Raw genomic sequence first — 17,918 nt, 5'->3', positions numbered from 1 at the left:
ATAGTCAAGCGACGCGGATCTTGACTGACCTGGTCGGTCGGTTATGGTTCGCGGGTGGCGAGAACGATTCCTCCGGACCGGTTCCGTCAGCTTGTCGATGTCGCGACGGACACGTTCGTCGCCCGGGGGTACCGGATGACGCAGATGGCGGACGTGGCGAGCGCGCTCGGCGTCGCCAAGGGGACTGTCTACGGCTACGTCGAGTCGAAGGAGGCGCTCTTCGACCTGGCGCTCCGCTTCGCCGACGGCCCTCTGGCGCCCGATCCGGCCGCGCTGCCGTGGAGGACGCCTGGTCAGGGCGCGACAGTGGCCTACATCCGCGAACGGCTTGTGAGCGAGTCGAGCGAGCTCGTCCTGCTCCAGGCGCTCGGCCGGCCATGCCCGGGAGATGCGGCGGCGGAGTTCGCAGACATCGCGCGTGACCTCTATCGTCGCTTGGCGCGCAACCGGAGGAGCCTGAAGCTCGTCGACCGCTGCGCGCTCGATCACCCCGAGCTCGCAGCCGCATGGTTCAACGAGGGGCGATGGGCGCAGCATGCCGCGCTCGCGCATTACCTCGAGCGCCGCATCGCCGAAGGCGCGCTGAGGCCCGTGACGAACGTCTCGATCGCCGCGCGCCTCGTGCTCGAGACCATCGCCTTCTGGGCTGTCCACCGCCACTGGGACCCTTCCCCGCAGCCACTCGTCGAGGAAGAGGTCGAGGCCACCATCAACGAGCTCGTGTTCCATGGGCTCGCGAAGGAGTCATCATGATGAACCGCGCCCGCCTGTACCTTCCGCTTGCTGGTTTCGTGATCCCGACGGTCGTCATCGGATACGGCTTCGTGATCCCTCGAAGCTGCATCGCGGGCGTGAACGAGCTCACGCTCGGCTTCGCGACGACGATGCTCGGCGCCGTCTTCACCTACGTCGCTGGCCTGCGGACGGCGTTGTCGGAGATGCAGGGCGCGGCGTGCTCGAAGCCGCCGCTCCGCATCCGGCTTTCCCGCTGGGTGAACCGCCAGGCGGCCCACCCACGCGGCGTCTTCGGCCGCTTCCTCGGATGGAACTGGACCCGGGAGACCGCGGCGGTGAACGCAGCGACACTCGACCTCCTCTCGATCGAGCCCGAAAGCCGCGTGCTCGATCTAGGCTGCGGACCCGGCGTGACGCTGCGCGAAGCCGCGCGACGCGCGAGCCGTGGCAGCGTGGTCGGTCTCGATGTCTCGAATCTCATGATCGCCACGTCGCGACGATGCAATCGAAGCGGGATACGCGAAGGCCGGGTCGAGGTACGGAAGGCCGATGCGGACGATCTCACGCTCGAGGCGGAGGCGTTCGATCGCATCTACTCCGTTCACTGTATCTACTTCTGGAGCGACCCGGATCGCGTCCTCGGGCAGCTCGCCGCAGCGCTACGTCCCGGTGGAAGGCTCGTGCTCGCCTTTCGGCCGGAAGGGCCGAGCGTGCCCGCGCGCTTCCGCGACCCGACCTACCGCTTTTACGCGCCCGAGGACGTGATCGCTCGCCTCGCGCGGGTCGGGCTGAGCAGCGAGGTATCCAAACAATCGGATGACGTCGTCTGGATCGTGGCAGAACGGCCGTAGAGAAACAGATAACCAGCCGCAGCGACTGCGGCTCTCGGCCCTCTTCCCGGTCCGGCCGTCCTCCTAGCTGCGTGCGCGAGCTTGCGGCGGGCGGCTTGCTCGCGGAGCGGCTCTTTCGCGAACGTCAGCACGTCGTCGGTCACGAGGCGCCCCGCCTGGTGCTGACGGCGGAGCACCGCGACGAGATCGGTGTGCTTGCCGGCCCTCTCGAAGCGGGGGAACAGACGGCGCTCATGCCGATGCTGCCGGTCGCGAGCAGCAGCGTCCTTCGCGACAATCCGTCGTTGTTCATGGACGATGCCTCCCTCCCGCGGCGCGCCCCAGCTTGCTACCCGTGCTTCAGCCCCTCCACGCGCGTGGCGCGATCGAGCAGCCCATTCCCCTGGAGGCGCCGGTCACGAGCGCAGCAGCCGGCTCCATCCCGTGACGTGCGATGCGGGCGGTTCGAGCCATGGATCACGATACCAGGCAGCACCGAGCCGGCCGATGCGGAGGCGCCGGGCTCGATCGTAGGACCGAGCCGGAAGGTTACAGGCCGCGTCCGTACGATAGCGTGTCGAGCTTGACGACATTACGAAGATCGTCTACGCGCTTCGAACTATGATCTCGACGGCGGATCGTGAGATCCGGGTGGGCCTCTGGAAGATCCACATCCTTCACCACGCCGCGGCGCGCGAAGTTTGGGGCCTGTGGCTCCTGGAGGAGCTCGCAGAGCACGGCCATCGGTTGAGCCCCGGAACGCTCTACCCGGCGCTCGCCCGCATGGAGCGCCACGGCTGGCTGGAGGCCAGCCAAGAGACGCAGGCGCGTGGCCGGCGAAGCTACCGCGCGACGGGCGCGGGCCGCCGGCTGCTCGCTGCGCTCAAACGCGACGTGGCGGAGCTCTACCGCGAGGTCGTACTGGGCGAGGAGCCCCGCGGCCGCGCGGCAGCTTCAGACGAGAACCGTGGCGCCGTCGTGCGCCCCCGCAAGCGCACTCCATCAACGAGGGCTGGAACGAAATGATGAAACACCTGCGCAAGATGCTCGATTCCGAGGCGCCCGCGGCGACGCTCCTCGTCCGCCTCTCGGTCGGGGCCGTGTTCCTGTCCGAAGGGATCCAGAAGTTCATCTATCCGGCGGAGCTCGGCGCCGGACGGTTCGTCAAGATCGGCATCCCCTGGCCGGAAGTCATGGGACCTTTCGTAGGGGTGGTCGAGATCGTCTGCGGGGCGCTCGTGCTCGCGGGGCTCCTGACCCGGTTCGCCGCCGCTCTGCTCGTCATCGACATGGTCGTGGCGCTGGCCTCGACCAAGCTTCCGATCCTCCTCGGCCGAGACATCCTCGGCTTCCACGTGCGCAAGCTGCCGCACTACGGCTTCTTGAGCATGGCCCACGAGGCGAGGACGGACTGGGCGATGCTGCTGGGCGCGCTCTTTCTCGTGATCGTCGGCGCGGGGCGCTGGTCCGTCGACGCGCGCCTGGTACGGCGCCAGAGCGCGCCGTGAAGGAATCAACCACCTCTCCCGCGTAGGTCCAGCGCTGGACGGGGCCGATCTGAGGCCGGCGCGTCGCTCCCGAGCAGAAGTCCTATCCTCGATGACGGGACGAGTGCATCGCGACGGCGATGCCGTCCTGGAGCGTGCCCTTCGTGACGATGCCTTGCAGCGGCGCGTCGAGCTGCACGAGCGTTCGGGCCACCTCCGGACCTATCCCGGTGATCACCGTGCGCGTCCCCAGGAGCCGCAGGCCGCTGGCCGCGACGAGGAGCATGGTGGCGACGCTCTCGTCCACATGCTTGAGGCCCGTGATGTCGATGATGACGAACTCGGCGCCACGGCTGCTCGCGCCGTGGAGCATCGCGTGGTTTATCTGCTGAGCACGGTCGCTGTCCATCGTGCCGATGAGCGGCATGACAAGGATGCGATCCGTGATCGGAATGAGCGGCGTGGAGAGCTCGAGGAGCCGGCTGCGCTGCGCGGCGATGATCTGCTCGTGCAGCGCCGTCCTCTCCGCGTTCGCGTGCCCCTTCTCGACGAGCTCGCGCTCGAGCCCCTCCTTGGCCTCGCGCAGCTCGTCCGTACGGGTCATGAGCTCGACGAGGAGCGCCTCGCGCGCGGCCTCGACGTCGACGCGCCGCCGAACCTCCGACTCCAGGCTGGCATTCTTCTCCTGCAACGCCCGCGTCATGCGCCGGACGGCGATGTGCGGGCGTATCCGCGCAAGGAGCTCCTCCGTATCGAAGGGCTTGCTGATGTAATCCACGGCGCCCGCCTTCAACCCTTGCAACCGGTGCTCCCGATTGTTCAAGGCGGTCATGAAGACGACCTGGGTGTCGGCGGTCTGCGGGTTGGCCTTCAGGCGCCTGCACACCCCGAAACCGTCGATATCTGGCAACATGACGTCGAGGAGAACGAGATCCGGCTGCTCGCGCTCGATCAAGCTGATCGCCATGTTGCCATCCGTGGCGACGGCGAGGTCCAGCTGCTCGCCCGACAGTACGTCGAGGAGCGTGTCGAGGTTGGCGGGGTTGTCGTCGACCGCGACCACGAAACCATTGAATTGCGTCAAAATCGTCCCCCAGTGCCTGAAAAACGCAGCGTGGACGCTATCAAGGAGCGTGACGACTGTAAAGAGTCACGCATGCAGCGTCGCCCTGGAAGCGCTGTCCGACGCTCTTTGCGAAGTGCTCACACGACGCATCTGTAACGTGCTTCACGTCGAGAACACCAGGACAGATCGGACTGTACGAGTGCCAACGTGTACGGCTTTGCGCAAAGATGAACACGATCTGGAAACGGCGCACGCGGGTGTGCCCGCGCACGCGCGCGGGGTGCGCAAATGTGGCAGTCGCGAAGCGTCTTTCACAATTGCATTGACTTGTGTTGACCTGCCCAGGCTAGTTTAGCGAACACCCGGCTATCGCGCCGCGGTGCTCGTGCACGGGAGGGGTTCAGTGATGGAACTGACGGAGTACGCCCTGGGGGATATCGCCTACGAGGGGAGCGAGACGCGCGTCTGTCGCGCGGTGCATCTCCCCTCGGGCGCGCAGGTGGCGATCAAGCTTCCGCTCGCCGAGGTGCCCAGCCCTGGTGTCTTGGGGCGGCTGGTCCACGAGCATCAAGTGCTCCAGCAGCTCGCGGCCGTGCCAGGCGTGGCGCGCGTGCATGCGTTCGAGCAGCGGAACGGCACGGCGGCGCTGGTGCTCGAGAACCCTGGAGCGAGCTCGCTCGATCAGGTGCTCGCCAGGCACGGTCGCCTGCCGGTGGCGGCCGGGCTGCGGTTCGGGCGGCGCCTTGCTCAGGTGCTCGAGGGGGTGCATGCCGCCGGCGTGATGCACAAGGACGTCAAACCGCAGAACCTGCTCGTGGATGACACGTACGAGCAGGTCACCCTGCTCGACTTCGGCATCGCCTCGCTGCTGTCCCAGGAAGCGACCGAGGCGAGCATCCCCGAAGCGCTGGAAGGGACCCTGGCGTACATCTCGCCAGAGCAAACGGGGCGCACGGCGCGCGCGCTCGATACACGCACGGATCTCTATTCGCTCGGCGTGACGCTGTTCGAGGTGCTGTCGGGGCGGCGGCCCTTCACGGACCGCGATCCGCTCTCGCTGGTCCACGCGCATCTGGCCAAGAGCCCGCCTCCGCTCGACACCATCGCGCCGGAGGTCCCGAGCGGCGTGTCCGCGATCCTATCGAAGCTCCTGGCGAAGGATCCCGAGCGGCGGTACCAGACAGCCAGAGGCGCGGCCGAGGATCTGGAGGAGGCGCTCCGCGCGCTCAACGAGCGTGGCACGGCGGCGCCGTTCTCGCTTGGAAGGAAGGACTTCTCACGGAAGCTCCGGTTGCCGCAGGTGCTCGTGGGGCGGGAGCGGGACGTCGAGCGGGTGGGCGAGTCGTTTGCCCGCGCCGAGCGAGGCGCGGCGGAGCTCTTGCTCGTCGGCGGACCGTCGGGCATCGGCAAGACGGCGCTGGTGCGCACGGTCTACCACGACATCGCGAAGGCGGGGCGCGGCCTCTTGATTGCAGGCAAGCACGACCAGCTCGCGCGGTCGACGCCGTACGCCGCGATGGCGCAGGCGTTCGGGGGGCTGATGCGTCAATGGATCTCGAGCCCGAAGGCGGTCCTGGAGACCTTCCGGGATCGGATCCGGAACGAGGTCGGGGACAACGCGCGGCTGATCGCGGACGTGGTGCCGGAGCTCGACCTCGTCATGGGCAAGCTGCCGCCGGTGCCGCCGGCGGAGGGCGAGCAGGTGCTCAACCGGCAGAAGCTGACGTGGTTGAACTTCGTTCGAACGGTCACGACGCCGAACCCGCCGCTCGTCATGTTCCTGGACGACATGCAGTGGGCGGACAGCGCCACGCTGATCATCCTGCAGACGCTGCTGACGGACGTGGAGCGGAGATCGCTGCTGGTGATCGCGGCCTACCGCGACAACGAGACGCCGCCCGAGCATCCGCTGTGGAAGCTCGTGGAGGCCGTGGAGGCGAGCGAGGCCAAGGTATCGAGGCTGACGGTGGGCCCCCTGTCGGAAGAGCAGGTGCAAAAGTGGCTCTCGCGCACGCTCGAGAGCGAGCCGAAGCGCGTGGAGCCGCTCGCGCGCGTGCAGTGGCAAAAGACGCGTGGAAACCCGTTCTTCCTGGAGCAGCTGCTGTTCTCCCTGCACCGGCAGAAGCTGCTTTCGAGGGACGCGGAGAGCGGGGAATGGCAGTGGAATCAAGCAGACCTGGAGCGAGCGCAGATCACCGACAACGTGGTGTCGTTGCTGACGGACAAAGTGCGAGAAATGCCGGACGCGACACAGCAGCTCATGGGGCTCGCGGCGTGCGCGGGGCACACGTTCCATCTCCATGATCTGGAGCGATTGAGCGGGTGGGAGCCCGCCCGGGTGACGGGAGCGTTATGGCCGGCGCTGCAGGAGGAGCTCGTCGTGCCGGTCGACGGGGCGTATCGCCCCGCGCAGGCGCTCGGAGGCGTGGGCGACGGCGCGCTGGACGCTTCGTACCGGTTCTTGCACGACCGCGTGCAGCAGGCGAGCTACGAGCGGATCTCGCCGGAGCAGCGCGTTCTCGCGCACCTCGAGATCGGCCGGCGGCTCTGGGCGCGGTATCGCGCGGAAGGGGGCACGGCTCAGCAGTTCCTGGAGCTCGCGCGGCACATGAACCAGGGTTCGGCGCGGCTCACGTCCGCGGAGGAGCTCAACGACGTCGCGCGGATGAACCTGGAGGCCGCCCGCGTCGCGAAGGCCGCGAGCTCCCACCGCCTGATGGCGAGCCTGCTGGAGAACGCGCAGGGGCTCCTCGGCGAGCGAGCCGCCAGCGACGAGCTGGCGCTGTCGGTGGAGATAGCGCTGGAGCGGCTGGAAGCGGCCTATCTGCTGCGAGATTTCGAGGACGTCGAAGCACGTGCGCTCGACCTGCTCGCGAGGCCTCTCGGGGCGGTGCCCTGGCTGTCGGCCCAGGAGATCCGCGTCCGCTGCTGCCTGGCGACGGGCCAGTATGCGCGGGGGATCGGGCTGGGTATCGCGGCGCTCGCGGAGCGGGGCTTCGCCTTCCCCGAGACGGACGAGGCGTGTCAGCCGGCGCTCCTCGAGGAGTCCGCCGCGCTGGATCGATGGCTGGAGCAGGACCTCGGCGCGTTCGATCGAATGCCGCCCGAGCAGTCCGCGGAGCACCGGCTCATCGACGCTTTGATGACGCAGACGCAGCTCTGCTCCATCTACGGCGGCCGGCCGATGCTCTACACGCTCATCATCGTCCGCCTGGTCTCCGAGGCGGTGCGGCGGGGGGCCCTCACGCCAGCGGCCACCCTCATGCTCTGCAGCTTCGCCAACGTGTGGTCGGTGGCCACGGGCATGTACCGCCGGGTCTTGCGGTGGGTCGAGCCCGGGGTGCGCGCCGCGGAGCGCGTGGGGTCCCCGATGCTCCCCGAGTGCCTGGTGCTTCACGGTATCTACATGGTCTATTCCAGGCCTGTCGACGAGACGGCTGCCCTCTATGAACAGGGCATGGCGGCCGGCCTGAAGCTCGGTTCATTCCAGGGCACGAGCTGGGGCCTCCTCGCCGAGCTGTTCTACCACCGCGTCTGGCGTGGCCTGCCGCTCGGCCAGGTCGACGCGCAGGTCAAGGCGCGCTGGGATCTCGTGCAGCGCGCGGGCGACGCCGTGGGGAGGCACCACTTCGAGGCGATCGCGTCCTATTGTGACGTGCTGATGACCCCTGACGGCGCCCCGAAGCTCCTGGACGACGAGCCGCTCTCGCGAGGCTCGCACTCCCTCCTGGCCGACGGGGACGGGTTCACGGGAGGGCTCGCTCGTACTCTGGAAGTCTATCTGTTCTGTGTCACCGGCAGGTGGGAGCGAGCGTTGTCGCGGGCGCGGGAGGCAGACCAGTCTCGAGCCGACATCCTCGGCATGCCGCCGGTGACGGATATCCCGTTCTTCCTCGCCCTCTCGGCGGCGAAGCGCTGGCAGGACGCCGCCGGCGCCGAGGAGCAGGCGAGGCTGCGGGAGCACATCGACCACGGCCTCGAGCGGCTGCGGTACTTCGCGGAAGGGTGCGCGCCGAACTTCCTCCACAAGCTGCGCCTCGTCGAGGCCGAAGACGCCCGCGTCCGCGGCGAGACCGAGGAGGCCATCGCCAGGTACGACGAGGCCATCGAGCTCGCGCGCGAGCACCGCTTCCTCCACATCGAGGCGCTTTCGATCCAGCTCGCCGCCGAGCTCCGGCTGCAAACGGGCAAGAGGCACATCGGCGCGATGTACCTGCGCGAGGCGCGCGACGCCTATGCGCGCTGGGGCGCGGTCAACCTGGTCGCCCATCTGAACGCGAAATACCCTGCCTTGCTCAGGGCGGCCATGCAGGGGGCGCCTGTCGAGCGCGCGATGATGGCGGCGGCGACCACGGCGACCACGGGCGCCTCCACGGGCGCGAGCCTCGACGTGAACACCGCGGTGCGCGCGGCGCAGGCGCTCTCGAGCGAGCGCGACCCGGAGCGCGTCGTTGGCCGGCTGATGGAGCTCTTGCTGGCGAACGCGGGGGCGCAGCGCGGCGCCCTCGTCCTCCGCGAAGGGGAAGCGCTCTCCGTCGTTGCGCGGCTGTCGGTGGAGGGGGCTCGCATCGAGACGGGGCTGTCGGAGCCGCTCGGGCAAAGCCACGACGTGCCGGCGACGATCGTGCAGTACGCGGCCCGCGCGGGCGAGCCGGTGGTGACAGGCGATGCGACGAGCGACGCGCGCTTCGCCGTCGACCCTTACCTCGCGTCGCGCGTGGTGCTCTCGCTGCTGGCCCTGCCCTTGACCCACAGGGGGCATCTCGTGGGCGTGCTGTACCTCGAGCACCGCGACGTGCCGTCGGCGTTCCCTCCGGCGCGCGTGGAGTTCCTGTCGGTGCTGGCCTCGCAGGCGGCCATCGCCGTCGAGAACGCCGTCCTGTACCGGGACCTGGAGGCCAAGATCAAGGAGCGCACGGCCGAGCTCCAGATCGCCAAGGAGGCGGCCGATCGCGCGAACCGGGCGAAGAGCGATTTCCTCTCGAGCATGAGCCACGAGCTGCGCACGCCGCTCAACGGCATCCTCGGTTATGCCCAGGTCCTCGCTCGCGCGCCCGAGCTCTCCCTGAAGAGCCGTGATGGGGTGCAAGTCATCAAGAAATCGGGCGAGCATCTCCTTTCCTTGCTGGAAGACGTCCTGGACCTCGCGAAGATCGAGGCCGGCAAGATGGATCTCGTCGCGAAGAAGTTCGATTTCCAGGCGCTGGTGCGCACGGTGGTGGATCTGTGCCGCGTGCGCGCGGACCAGAAGGGCATCGCCTTCACCCATGAGATACGCGGCGGGACGACGTCGACGTTCTACGGCGACGAGAAGCGCCTGACGCAGGTGCTGTTGAACCTCCTGAGCAACGCCATCAAGTTCACCGAGCGAGGGAGCATCACCCTCGTCGTCGACGAGCTGAAGCGCGGCCCTTGTGAGGCGAGCACGTTGCGGTTCCGGGTCGAGGACACGGGCCCCGGGATCGCCGCGGAGCACGTCTCGCGCATCTTCGATCCCTTCGAGCAGGTCGGAGATCACAGGGCGAAGAGCGCCGGCACAGGGCTCGGCCTCGCCATCACGAAGAAGATCGTCGACCAGATGGGCGGCACGATCGAGGTCGAGAGCGAGCTCGGCCGAGGCAGCGCCTTCACGGTGACGCTCGCGCTCGCGGAGGGGCCTGCCTCCGCGGGCGCCGACAAGACCATCGGATGGCATACGATCACCGGGTATCGCGGAGCGCGCCGCACGATCCTCGTCGTGGACGACAACCCGCATAACCGTGCCCTGATGAGCGATTTGCTGGTCCCGATCGGCTTCGAGGTCGTGGAGGCCGAAGACGGTGAGGCGGCGCTCCGGCTCGCCATGGAGCGGAGGCCGGCGCTCGTCGTGATGGACCTGGTCATGCCGGGCATCGACGGCCATGAGGCCACGCGCCGCCTGCGGCAGATGCCCGAGCTCGGCGAGATCGTCATCCTGATCTCGTCCGCGAACGTGTCCGGAGCCGAACAGCAGGAGGGCGTCCGCGCCGGCTGGAACGACGCCTTGCACAAGCCGGTGCAAGCGGGCGAGCTCTTCGACAAGATCCACCGCTTCCTCGGCGTGGAATGGATTCACGCCGAGGAGAAGGCCCCTGTCACGGCGGCGAGGGAGAAGGGTCCGCTTGTGCCGCCTTCGGCCGAGGAGCTCGCCCTTCTATCGCGGCTGGTGGCGTCGGGGCGCGTCCGCAACGTGGTGACGGAGGCGGTGCGGATGGAGGAGACCGATCCGCGGCTCGGCCCGTGGCTCGAGCAGCTCAGGGCGCTCGTGCGGACGTACCAGATGCGAAAGCTGCAGGAGTTCGTCGACGGGTATGCCGCAGCCACGGTGCTTTCCAGGAAGAGCGCTAGCACTCCGGCAAATTGACCCCCACCTCCACCGGCAGCTCGAGCACGTTGACGGCGAGCCCCCCGCGCGCCGTCTCCTTGTACTTCGACTCCATGTCTGCGCCGGTGTCGCGCATCGTCTTGATCACCTTGTCGAGGCTCACGAAGTGCGCCCCGTCGCCGTGCAGCGCCATGCGCGCCGCGCTGATGGCCTTGATCGCGGCCATCGCGTTGCGCTCGATGCACGGCACCTGGACGAGCCCGCCCACCGGATCACACGTCAACCCGAGGTTGTGCTCCATCGCGATCTCGGCCGCGTTCTCCGCCTGCTCCGGCGTGCCGCCCAGCCCCTCGGCCAGCGCGCCCGCGGCCATCGAGCACGCCGAGCCCACCTCGCCCTGACACCCCACCTCCGCGCCGCTGATCGACGCGTTCTCCTTGTAGAGAATGCCTATCGCGCCCGCCGTCAGCAGGAAACGGATGACCCCCTCGTCCGTCGACGTCGGCACGAAGCGCCGGTAATAGTGCAGGACCGCGGGGATGATCCCCGCGGCGCCGTTCGTCGGCGCCGTCACCACGCGGCCCCCGGCGGCGTTCTCCTCGCTCACCGCGAGCGCGTAGAGGCTCACCCAGTCCATCGCCGTCAGCGGATCCCGGAGCCCCGCCTCGGGACTCTCGATGAGCTTGCGGTACAGGGCCGGCGCGCGGCGCACCACCTTGAGGCCGCCGGGCAACACGCCCTCCGCCCGGAAGCCGCGCCGCACGCAGTCCTGCATCACCCCCCAGATGCGCAGGAGCCCCGCCCGGGTCTCCGCCTCCGGGCGAAAGACCTTCTCGTTCTCCAGCATGACCTGGCTCACCGACAGGCCGCTCGCCGCGCACGCCGCGAGCAGCTCCGCGGCGCTGTGAAACGGATATGGCAGCGGCGTCGTGTCCGCTTCGATCGGGTTCTCCCCCTTCGCCGCCGCCTCGTTCACCACGAAGCCGCCGCCCACCGAGTAATACACGCGCGCGCGCAGCGGCGCGCCCCCCTCGTCCAGCGCCGTGAAGCGCATGCCGTTCGGATGAAACGGCAGGCTCCGGTGCAGGAAGGCCAGGTGGCCTTTCACCTGGAAGCCGATCTCGTGGCGGGAGAGCAGCGACAGCCGGCCGCTCTGCCGCACGCCCTCGACGATCGCGCCCGCCCGCTCGACGTCCACCCCGTCCGGCGTCTCGCCCATGAGCCCGAGGATCACGGCCTTGTCGCTGCCGTGGCCGCGGCCGGTGGCGCCGAGCGACCCGAACAGCTCCACCGACACCGCCGCGGTGCGGGCGAGCAGGCCCGCCTCGTCGAGATCCACCGCGAACATGCGCGCCGCGCGCATCGGCCCGACCGTGTGCGAGCTGCTCGGCCCGATACCGATCTTGAAGAGGTCGAAAATGGTGACTGCCATGTGACGTGGAACGCCGTTCAGCAGGATCTCCGGCGCCTTTGCCGGAGCGCGCTCGACGCTCGACGGTACACCCTACACCGGTGCAGGCCGGCGCGCAGGGCGGCTCGCGCCGCGAGCCCACAGCACGTCACCCCGCCGCTCCACCACGGGCCCCTTTTGGTATGCTCGGGGACGTCTTCCCGCATTTCCCTCACCCTCCAGAGATGGGGATCCCCATGCGCCATGCCCCGGCCGTGCTCCTCGCCGCCTCCCTGCTCGCACCCGCCGCCGCGCGCGCCGACGGCCCCTCGCCCGCGCCCCCGCCCGCGCAGAGCGCCCCGGCGAGGCCGCCCGCGCTCGAGGTGACGATCGACAGGTCCAAGGTGGACCTCAAGGGCCGCCAGATCGAGGTGAAGCTGTCGCGCGCCGCCAGCAAGGTGCGCATCAAGGTCCTCGGGCAGTCGGGCGCTGTCCTGGCCGAGGAGGAGAAGCCGTTCGGCGGGGCCGCCGCCGGCTCGCCGCTCGCCGTGACCTGGTCGCCCTCGAGCGACGAGCCCGTCGCGCGCATCGAGGTGTACGGCCACGACACCGAGGGGTACTGGGCGGGGATCGCGATCATCCCCTGGAACGTGAGCATCCCCCACGAAGAGGTGCAGTTCGAGACCAACTCCGACGTCATCCGCGCCCCCGAGGTGCCCAAGCTGGAGGCGAGCCTCCAGAAGATCTCGGAGGTCGTGGCGAAGACCAGCGAGCTCGGCAAGATCGCGCTGTTCATCGTCGGCCACACGGACACGGTCGGCAGCGCGGAGCACAACCTCGCCCTGTCGCGGAAGCGCGCCCGCGCGATCGCCGCCTGGTTCAAGGGCCGCGGCGTGAAGCTCCCCATCGCCTTCGAGGGGCTCGGGGAGTCGGCGCCGCTCGTGAAGACCGCGGACCAGGTGGACGAGCCCCGCAACCGCCGGGTCGACTACATCCTGTCGGTCGAGCCGCCGCGGCTGCCGTCGGGCGACGCGTCCTGGAAGGCGCTCTGAGGCGAGGCGCCCCGTGAAGACCACCGTCCTCGCGCTGGGCACCCGGGGCGACGTCCAGCCCACGATCGCGCTCGGCAAGGCGCTCGCGGCCCGCGGCCACGCGGTCCGCGTCCTCGCCGGCAAGAGCTTCCAGCCCTGGATCGAGGCGCACGGGCTCACGGCGATCCCGGCGAGCGTCGACATGGTCGAGGTCATGGAAAGCGACCTCGGCAAAGAGTGGGTGTCGCGCGGCACGAATCCGATGGCCCAGTCGCGGATCCTGCAGCGGCTCATCGATCGCTTCGGCGCGGAGATGACCGACGACGCCCTGCGCGCGTGCGAGGGCGCCGAGCTCATCCTGAGCAGCTTCACCTCGGACACGTACGCGGCCTCCATCGCCGAGGCCTCCGGCGCGGTGCAGGTCAGCATCCCGTTCCAGCCCTCCATCCTGGCGACGCGCCACGGGCCGACCGCGGTCGCCGCGCCCTTCCCGCGCAGCGACAGCCTGCTCAACCTCCTGTTCGGCAAGCTCCTGATCGAGCCGACGGTGTGGCGCTGGTACGGCGGCGTGACGGCCCGCGTGCGGCAGAGGCTCGGCCTGCCGCCGCAGGATCGGCGGGCGTACATGGCCGCGCTGCGCCGCATGCTGGTCGTCCACGGCTACAGCGCCCACGTCGTCCCGCACCCGCCGGACTGGCCGCCCAGCTACCACACGACGGGCTACTGGTTCCTCGACGAGGGCGAAGCGTACAGGCCGCCCGAGGCCCTCGAGCGGTTCCTCGCGGCGGGAGAGCCGCCGGTCGCCCTCGGCTTCGGCAGCATGACGTCCCACGATCCCGGCGCCACGACGAGGCTCCTCGTCGACGCGGTCGCGCGGAGCGGCCAGCGCGCCATCCTGCTCTCCGGCTGGGCCGGGCTCGGCGACATGGCGCTGCCCGACACCCTCCTCCGGATCGACGCCGCGCCGCACGACTGGCTGTATCCGCGGGTCGCCGCGGCGGTGATCCACGGGGGCGCGGGCACCGTGGCCGCGTGCCTGCGCGCCGGGCGGCCCGCGGTTGTCGTCCCGCACCTCGGGGACCAGCTCTTCTGGGGGCGCCGCGTCGAGGAGCTCGGCGTCGGCCCGCGCGCCATCCCGCGGCCGCGCCTCACCGCCGACGCGCTCGCGGCCGCGATCCGGACCGCCGCGACCGACGCCGGCATGAAGCAGCGCGCCGAGGAGCTCGGGCGCAAGATCCGCGGCGAGGACGGCGCGGCGGCGGCGATAGGCCACATCGAGCGGCACCTCGCGGCGCGCGGTCGCGTGACAGCGTAGGAATCCACCGTCCGAGGACATCGCCCCTCGGCCGCTCACGCCGTCGCTTGGGCCTCGCGCGTCCACACTGTGGGCGGCGAGGGCGCGCTGCGAAGGAGCCTTTCCAAAGTCCTCGTCGCCGGGGTCCGGGCGCATGTACTCTCGTCCGATCAGCGCAGCGGGCGCCCCGTCCGCCGAGCGGCTCGGATACTGCCGCTCGATCGGATACGCCCCTTACCTGGACGAGGCCATGATGCAGCCAGATCTTCTCTCCGGCACACCCGCCCGCGCGGGCGGCAGCGCCGGCGCCGCCGCCCGCGCGGTCTCGCCGCCGCTGGCGCGCGGTTTTCCGCTCGTCGGCGTGCTCCCGCACCTGCTCAAGGATCGGCTCGATTACCTCGTCTCGGCGAGAGCCGCGCTCGGCGATCTGTTCACCGTCGATCTCGGGTTCACGCGGATCGTCGCGCTGAACCACCCGAGGCACGCGCAGCACGTCCTGCGCGACAACGCGCGCAACTACCGCAAGGGAGGCGCCATATGGGAGAGCATCCGCGCGCTCATCGGCGATGGGCTGCCCACGAGCGAGGGGGATCTCTGGCTGCGGCAGCGGCGGATGATCCAGCCGGAGTTCCACCGGGACCGGCTCGCCGCGATGTGCGACCTCATGGTGCAGGCGATCGACGACGGCATGGCCGGCTTCGGCGCGGCCGCCGCCGCGGGGCGCCCTGTCGACGCCGAGCGGGAGCTCCCGCACATCACGATGAAGGTCATCCTCAACACGATGTTCGGCTCGGGGATCACCACGGAGGAGGCGGACGCCGTCGGCGGCTCGATGCAGTACGCGATCGACTACATGCTCCTCGGGGCCGCGCTCCGGGCGCTGCCGAGCTGGATACCGGCCCCGGGGCGGCGCCGCTTCGAGCGGTCGGTGAAGACGATCGATGAGAACGTGTTTCGCTTCATCGCGCAGCGCCGCGCGCAGCCGGGGCGGGGCGGCGATCTGCTCTCGATGCTCCTCGCCGCGGTGGACGCCGAGACAGGCGAGCAGATGTCCAACCAGCAGCTGCGGGACGAGGCGGTGTCGATGTTCCTCGCCGGATACGAGACGACCTCGGTCGCCCTCGCGTGGTCGCTCCACTTCCTCGTCGAGAACCCCGAGCTCCTGCAGGCGCTCGCGGCCGAGGTCGACGCGGCGCTCGGCGACAGGCGGCCCGGCTTCGCGGACGTCCCCCGGCTGCCGCTCGCGCTCGCGGTCGTGCAGGAGGCCCTCCGGATCTACCCGCCGGCGTACTGGATACCTCGCACCGCGGTCGAGGACGACGAGATCGACGGCTTCCACATCCCCGCCGGCACCCTGGTGGGCGTCATGAGTTATGTCCTGCACCGGCACCCGGATCACTGGGAGGCCCCGACGCGCTTCGACCCTGGCCGGTTCACGCCCGAGCGCGCGCGCGCCCGGCACCCGCTCGCGTTCATCCCGTTCGGGATCGGACAGCGGCAGTGCATCGGCAAGGAGTTCGCGCTCATGGAAGGGCAGCTCATCCTCGCGCGGCTCCTCCAGCGCTACCGGATCAGCGCGGTGCCGGGGCGGACGACGCGGCTGCACGTCGCGACCACGCTGCGCACGTCCGGCGGGGTGTGGCTCCGGCTGGAGCCGCGCGCGGGCAGGTGAGCGTTGATGCAGCTGGTCCTGCTGGCGCCCTCCGTCGAGATGGTCGACGACCTCGCGAGGTCCCGTCGAAGAGCCCCTGCCAGGAAGCCCGAAGCCGTCGCGGCGCCCCCGGCCGGGGCGGTCTGCACCCCGTCAACCCGTCCGGGTGATCCGGCTCGTCCACGCGGACATGGGAGGCACCCATCTCCCGGTCGCCGTGCCTCCACAAAAAGGCGGGGCAGACCCATCTCCGCGGCGGACGAGCCTCAACAAAAACATGGGTCGCACCCATGTCCCGGTGGACACGCCTCGAACAAAACATGGCTGCGATCCGTCTCCGCGGTGGACATGCCTCCAAGACTTCCCTGGTGCCGCGGAGCGATCGGCATGAAGGTCAACGATTTCAACTGGTTCCGGTCGATGCTCGACCGCGCTAGCTTCCGGTGTGGCCCAACGCGGGCCCAACCGGCCGCTTTCGGGCGCTTCAAGCTCCGCCTCGAGGGGCCCGGCAACGTCGCACGCGGTCGGCGCCTGGCTGGGCAGCGCGGCGGCAGCTTCGTTCGCCGCTCGTGCTTCCGGTGCCGCGTCCACGGGGCCGCCTGCCCCTGCCGAGCCTCCCTTGCCCCTGAGCTCGGGGATCGCCTCATCCAAGGGGGCAAAGTCGCTCAAGCCGAGCTCCGCGACCTTGCGCGCGGCGCGCTTGTAGTGGTGGATTTGGCCGCTCGACCTATGCCCGGTTCGGTCGGAGATCCACGTCTCCGTGCGGCCGTTCGCGAGCTTGATGGTGATGAAGGTAGCACGCGTATCATGCAGGCGGATGTTCAGCCTCGAATCCGTGGTCTCGAACAGCTCAGGCCGAGTGATTCCCGCGCGTCGAAGGTGGCCTCTGAAGCGCGCCGCCCCGTTCTGCCCCGGCAAAGAGTTGCAGCCCCACTTTCCTACGAAGATGCGTACCTTGTCCGGGCAGACCTCGCGCCACCTCCGGAGCGCGCGGACCACGTCGGGTGAGAGTGCCCAAGCCCGGGGATCGTCGGTCTTGTTCTCGTCGAGAACCACTGCGCCGCGATCGAGGTCTACGTCCGACCATTCCAGCTGTCCGGCCTCGTCGGCTCGCATTCCCTCGCGAATGAGGAAGCCGTAATAGATCCGGAAGCATAAGGGGATCGACGTACTCCCCATGAGGAGCTGATCCTCGTCAGGGTACAAGTATCCTTTTGCTTTGTCGGCGTCTGCCTTAGGGGCCCAGCCGCGCGGCAAGGGGTTATTGCCGATGAGGCGCGCCGGATATGCGGCCAGCGCCAGGATGCGGTGAATGAAACCCGCAATATTTCGACGCGATCCAGTCCCCAGATGCCTTGGCAGCAGGGACATCGCACGGTCCGCATGGTCCAGCGTGAGGCGCACGAGAGGAACAGGGCCGAGTACGTCGACTAAATGCTTTAGCCTCCCGCGATAAAGATCCGGGCGGCGAATCGCCTTCACATGATCCGGATACTGCTCGGCCAGCTTTCCCGAAACAACCCGCTCAGCGAACTCGGCGAAGGTGGTTTCCCCGGTGGCGCGGGCGCGCGCTTCACCCCTGCACAGGTGGTCGATCGCGAGCCGGACGTCACGGAGCGCGGTTCCCTCGCGCGCGGCAGCCTGCTCCAGCAGCGGCAGGCCGAGCACGATCTGACCCGCGGCGAGCAGGCGCCCTGCAAGCTCGGACAGGACCTCTAGCCTCGCGTTGGCTTCTTGCTCCGTGCGGCACGTCGGCAAGCTGAACGTGGGTCGACCGGCCTCGCCGAGGCTGAGGCGTGCGGTCCACGTCTTGCCGCGCAGCCGGACGGAGCCGGAGCCGTTGGCGCGCTTCTCTCCGGCGGACCTGCCGGCGCTACGGACGGCCGGCTTCGGGTGCTCCGTCGAGCTGACCGAGCCCGGCGGGCTCGCGTCGGGCGCGACGACATCCGCCGCCGGCGAAGTGCGCCCGCCGGAGCGGCTCGCACGCGCACGCGGGTCGGTCGATGTGGATGCGGGAACGGACGATGAAGGGAGGGCAGGCGAGCGCTTGGCGTGCGCCCACCTCTGCGGTACGTCGGTCATGGATCGGTC

Annotated in this window: 11 protein-coding genes; 8 read left to right on the top strand and 3 right to left on the bottom strand. The window is 69.5% G+C overall.

Translation table 11 applies throughout. The annotated features are described in order from the left end of the window. The first annotated feature begins 54 nt into the window (after positions 1–54). The 4 genes from WMF44_RS10155 (at position 55) to WMF44_RS10140 (ending at position 3,073) form a co-directional block, all read left to right on the top strand. The gene (locus WMF44_RS10155; protein ID WP_437298919.1) at positions 55–753 is read left to right on the top strand and encodes a TetR/AcrR family transcriptional regulator; all 699 of its coding nucleotides are present in this window, start codon (positions 55–57) and stop codon (positions 751–753) included. After that, entirely contained in the window at positions 750–1,586 is an 837-nt protein-coding gene (locus WMF44_RS10150) for a class I SAM-dependent methyltransferase (protein ID WP_437298918.1), read from the top strand. Before WMF44_RS10155 ends, WMF44_RS10150 begins: the two co-directional genes overlap by 4 nt. 600 nt (positions 1,587–2,186) lie before the next feature. Further along, a complete protein-coding gene (locus WMF44_RS10145; protein WP_437298917.1) occupies positions 2,187–2,591 on the top strand; it encodes a PadR family transcriptional regulator in 405 nt (134 codons plus the stop codon). Then, positions 2,591–3,073, top strand: a complete 483-nt coding sequence (locus tag WMF44_RS10140; protein WP_437301546.1) for a DoxX family protein — start codon at positions 2,591–2,593, stop codon at positions 3,071–3,073. The genes WMF44_RS10145 and WMF44_RS10140 overlap by 1 nt, the downstream gene beginning before the upstream one ends. An 82-nt stretch (positions 3,074–3,155) precedes the next feature. On the opposite strand, the gene WMF44_RS10135 is transcribed toward WMF44_RS10140, so the two are convergent. Beyond that, complete coding sequence (locus WMF44_RS10135; protein ID WP_437298916.1) at positions 3,156–4,136, bottom strand: response regulator; 981 nt, start codon at positions 4,134–4,136, stop codon at positions 3,156–3,158. Positions 4,137–4,524: 388 nt separating this feature from the next. Here WMF44_RS10135 and WMF44_RS10130 point away from each other — a divergent pair, with 388 nt between their 5' ends. Further along, the gene (locus WMF44_RS10130; protein ID WP_437298915.1) at positions 4,525–10,500 is read left to right on the top strand and encodes a protein kinase domain-containing protein; all 5,976 of its coding nucleotides are present in this window, start codon (positions 4,525–4,527) and stop codon (positions 10,498–10,500) included. Here the strand turns inward: WMF44_RS10130 and WMF44_RS10125 are convergent. Beyond that, on the bottom strand, positions 10,481–11,893 hold the full coding sequence (locus WMF44_RS10125; RefSeq protein ID WP_437298914.1) for an L-serine ammonia-lyase: 1,413 nt from the start codon (positions 11,891–11,893) through the stop codon (positions 10,481–10,483). The two genes, WMF44_RS10130 and WMF44_RS10125, sit on opposite strands and share 20 nt — an antisense overlap. Positions 11,894–12,108: 215 nt before the next feature. Here WMF44_RS10125 and WMF44_RS10120 point away from each other — a divergent pair, with 215 nt between their 5' ends. From WMF44_RS10120 to WMF44_RS10110, 3 genes are all read left to right on the top strand, one after another. Beyond that, positions 12,109–12,903, top strand: a complete 795-nt coding sequence (locus tag WMF44_RS10120) for an OmpA family protein (RefSeq protein WP_437298913.1) — start codon at positions 12,109–12,111, stop codon at positions 12,901–12,903. Positions 12,904–12,916: 13 nt separating this feature from the next. Then, positions 12,917–14,197 carry a glycosyltransferase gene (locus tag WMF44_RS10115; protein WP_437298912.1) on the top strand — a complete coding sequence of 427 codons (1,281 nt, stop codon included), beginning with the start codon at positions 12,917–12,919 and terminating at the stop codon, positions 14,195–14,197. Positions 14,198–14,330: 133 nt separating this feature from the next. Further along, a complete protein-coding gene (locus WMF44_RS10110; RefSeq protein ID WP_437298911.1) occupies positions 14,331–15,848 on the top strand; it encodes a cytochrome P450 in 1,518 nt (505 codons plus the stop codon). Positions 15,849–15,980: 132 nt separating this feature from the next. Here WMF44_RS10110 and WMF44_RS10105 read toward each other — a convergent pair whose 3' ends face one another. Continuing rightward, positions 15,981–17,909, bottom strand: coding sequence for a tyrosine-type recombinase/integrase (locus WMF44_RS10105; protein ID WP_437298910.1), 1,929 nt, complete (start codon positions 17,907–17,909; stop codon positions 15,981–15,983). Between the last annotated feature and the right edge of the window lie 9 nt (positions 17,910–17,918).

Source organism: Sorangium sp. So ce426, from assembly GCF_051475585.1.
GTDB lineage: Bacteria > Myxococcota_A > Polyangia > Polyangiales > Polyangiaceae > Sorangium > Sorangium cellulosum_B.
Note: the sequence above shows the minus strand (reverse complement) of the source record. Positions and strands in the feature narration are given on the sequence as shown.

Bases quoted from the DNA above. Each gene is read 5' to 3' on its own strand.
- WMF44_RS10150 (WP_437298918.1), top strand. From the start codon at position 750: ATGATGAACCGCGCCCGCCTGTACCTTCCGCTTGCTGGTTTCGTGATC.
- WMF44_RS10145 (WP_437298917.1), top strand. From the start codon at position 2,187: ATGATCTCGACGGCGGATCGTGAGATCCGGGTGGGCCTCTGGAAGATC.
- WMF44_RS10140 (WP_437301546.1), top strand. From the start codon at position 2,591: ATGAAACACCTGCGCAAGATGCTCGATTCCGAGGCGCCCGCGGCGACG.
- WMF44_RS10130 (WP_437298915.1), top strand. From the start codon at position 4,525: ATGGAACTGACGGAGTACGCCCTGGGGGATATCGCCTACGAGGGGAGC.
- WMF44_RS10125 (WP_437298914.1), bottom strand. From the start codon at position 11,893: ATGGCAGTCACCATTTTCGACCTCTTCAAGATCGGTATCGGGCCGAGC.
- WMF44_RS10120 (WP_437298913.1), top strand. From the start codon at position 12,109: ATGCGCCATGCCCCGGCCGTGCTCCTCGCCGCCTCCCTGCTCGCACCC.
- WMF44_RS10110 (WP_437298911.1), top strand. From the start codon at position 14,331: ATGTACTCTCGTCCGATCAGCGCAGCGGGCGCCCCGTCCGCCGAGCGG.
- WMF44_RS10105 (WP_437298910.1), bottom strand. From the start codon at position 17,909: ATGACCGACGTACCGCAGAGGTGGGCGCACGCCAAGCGCTCGCCTGCC.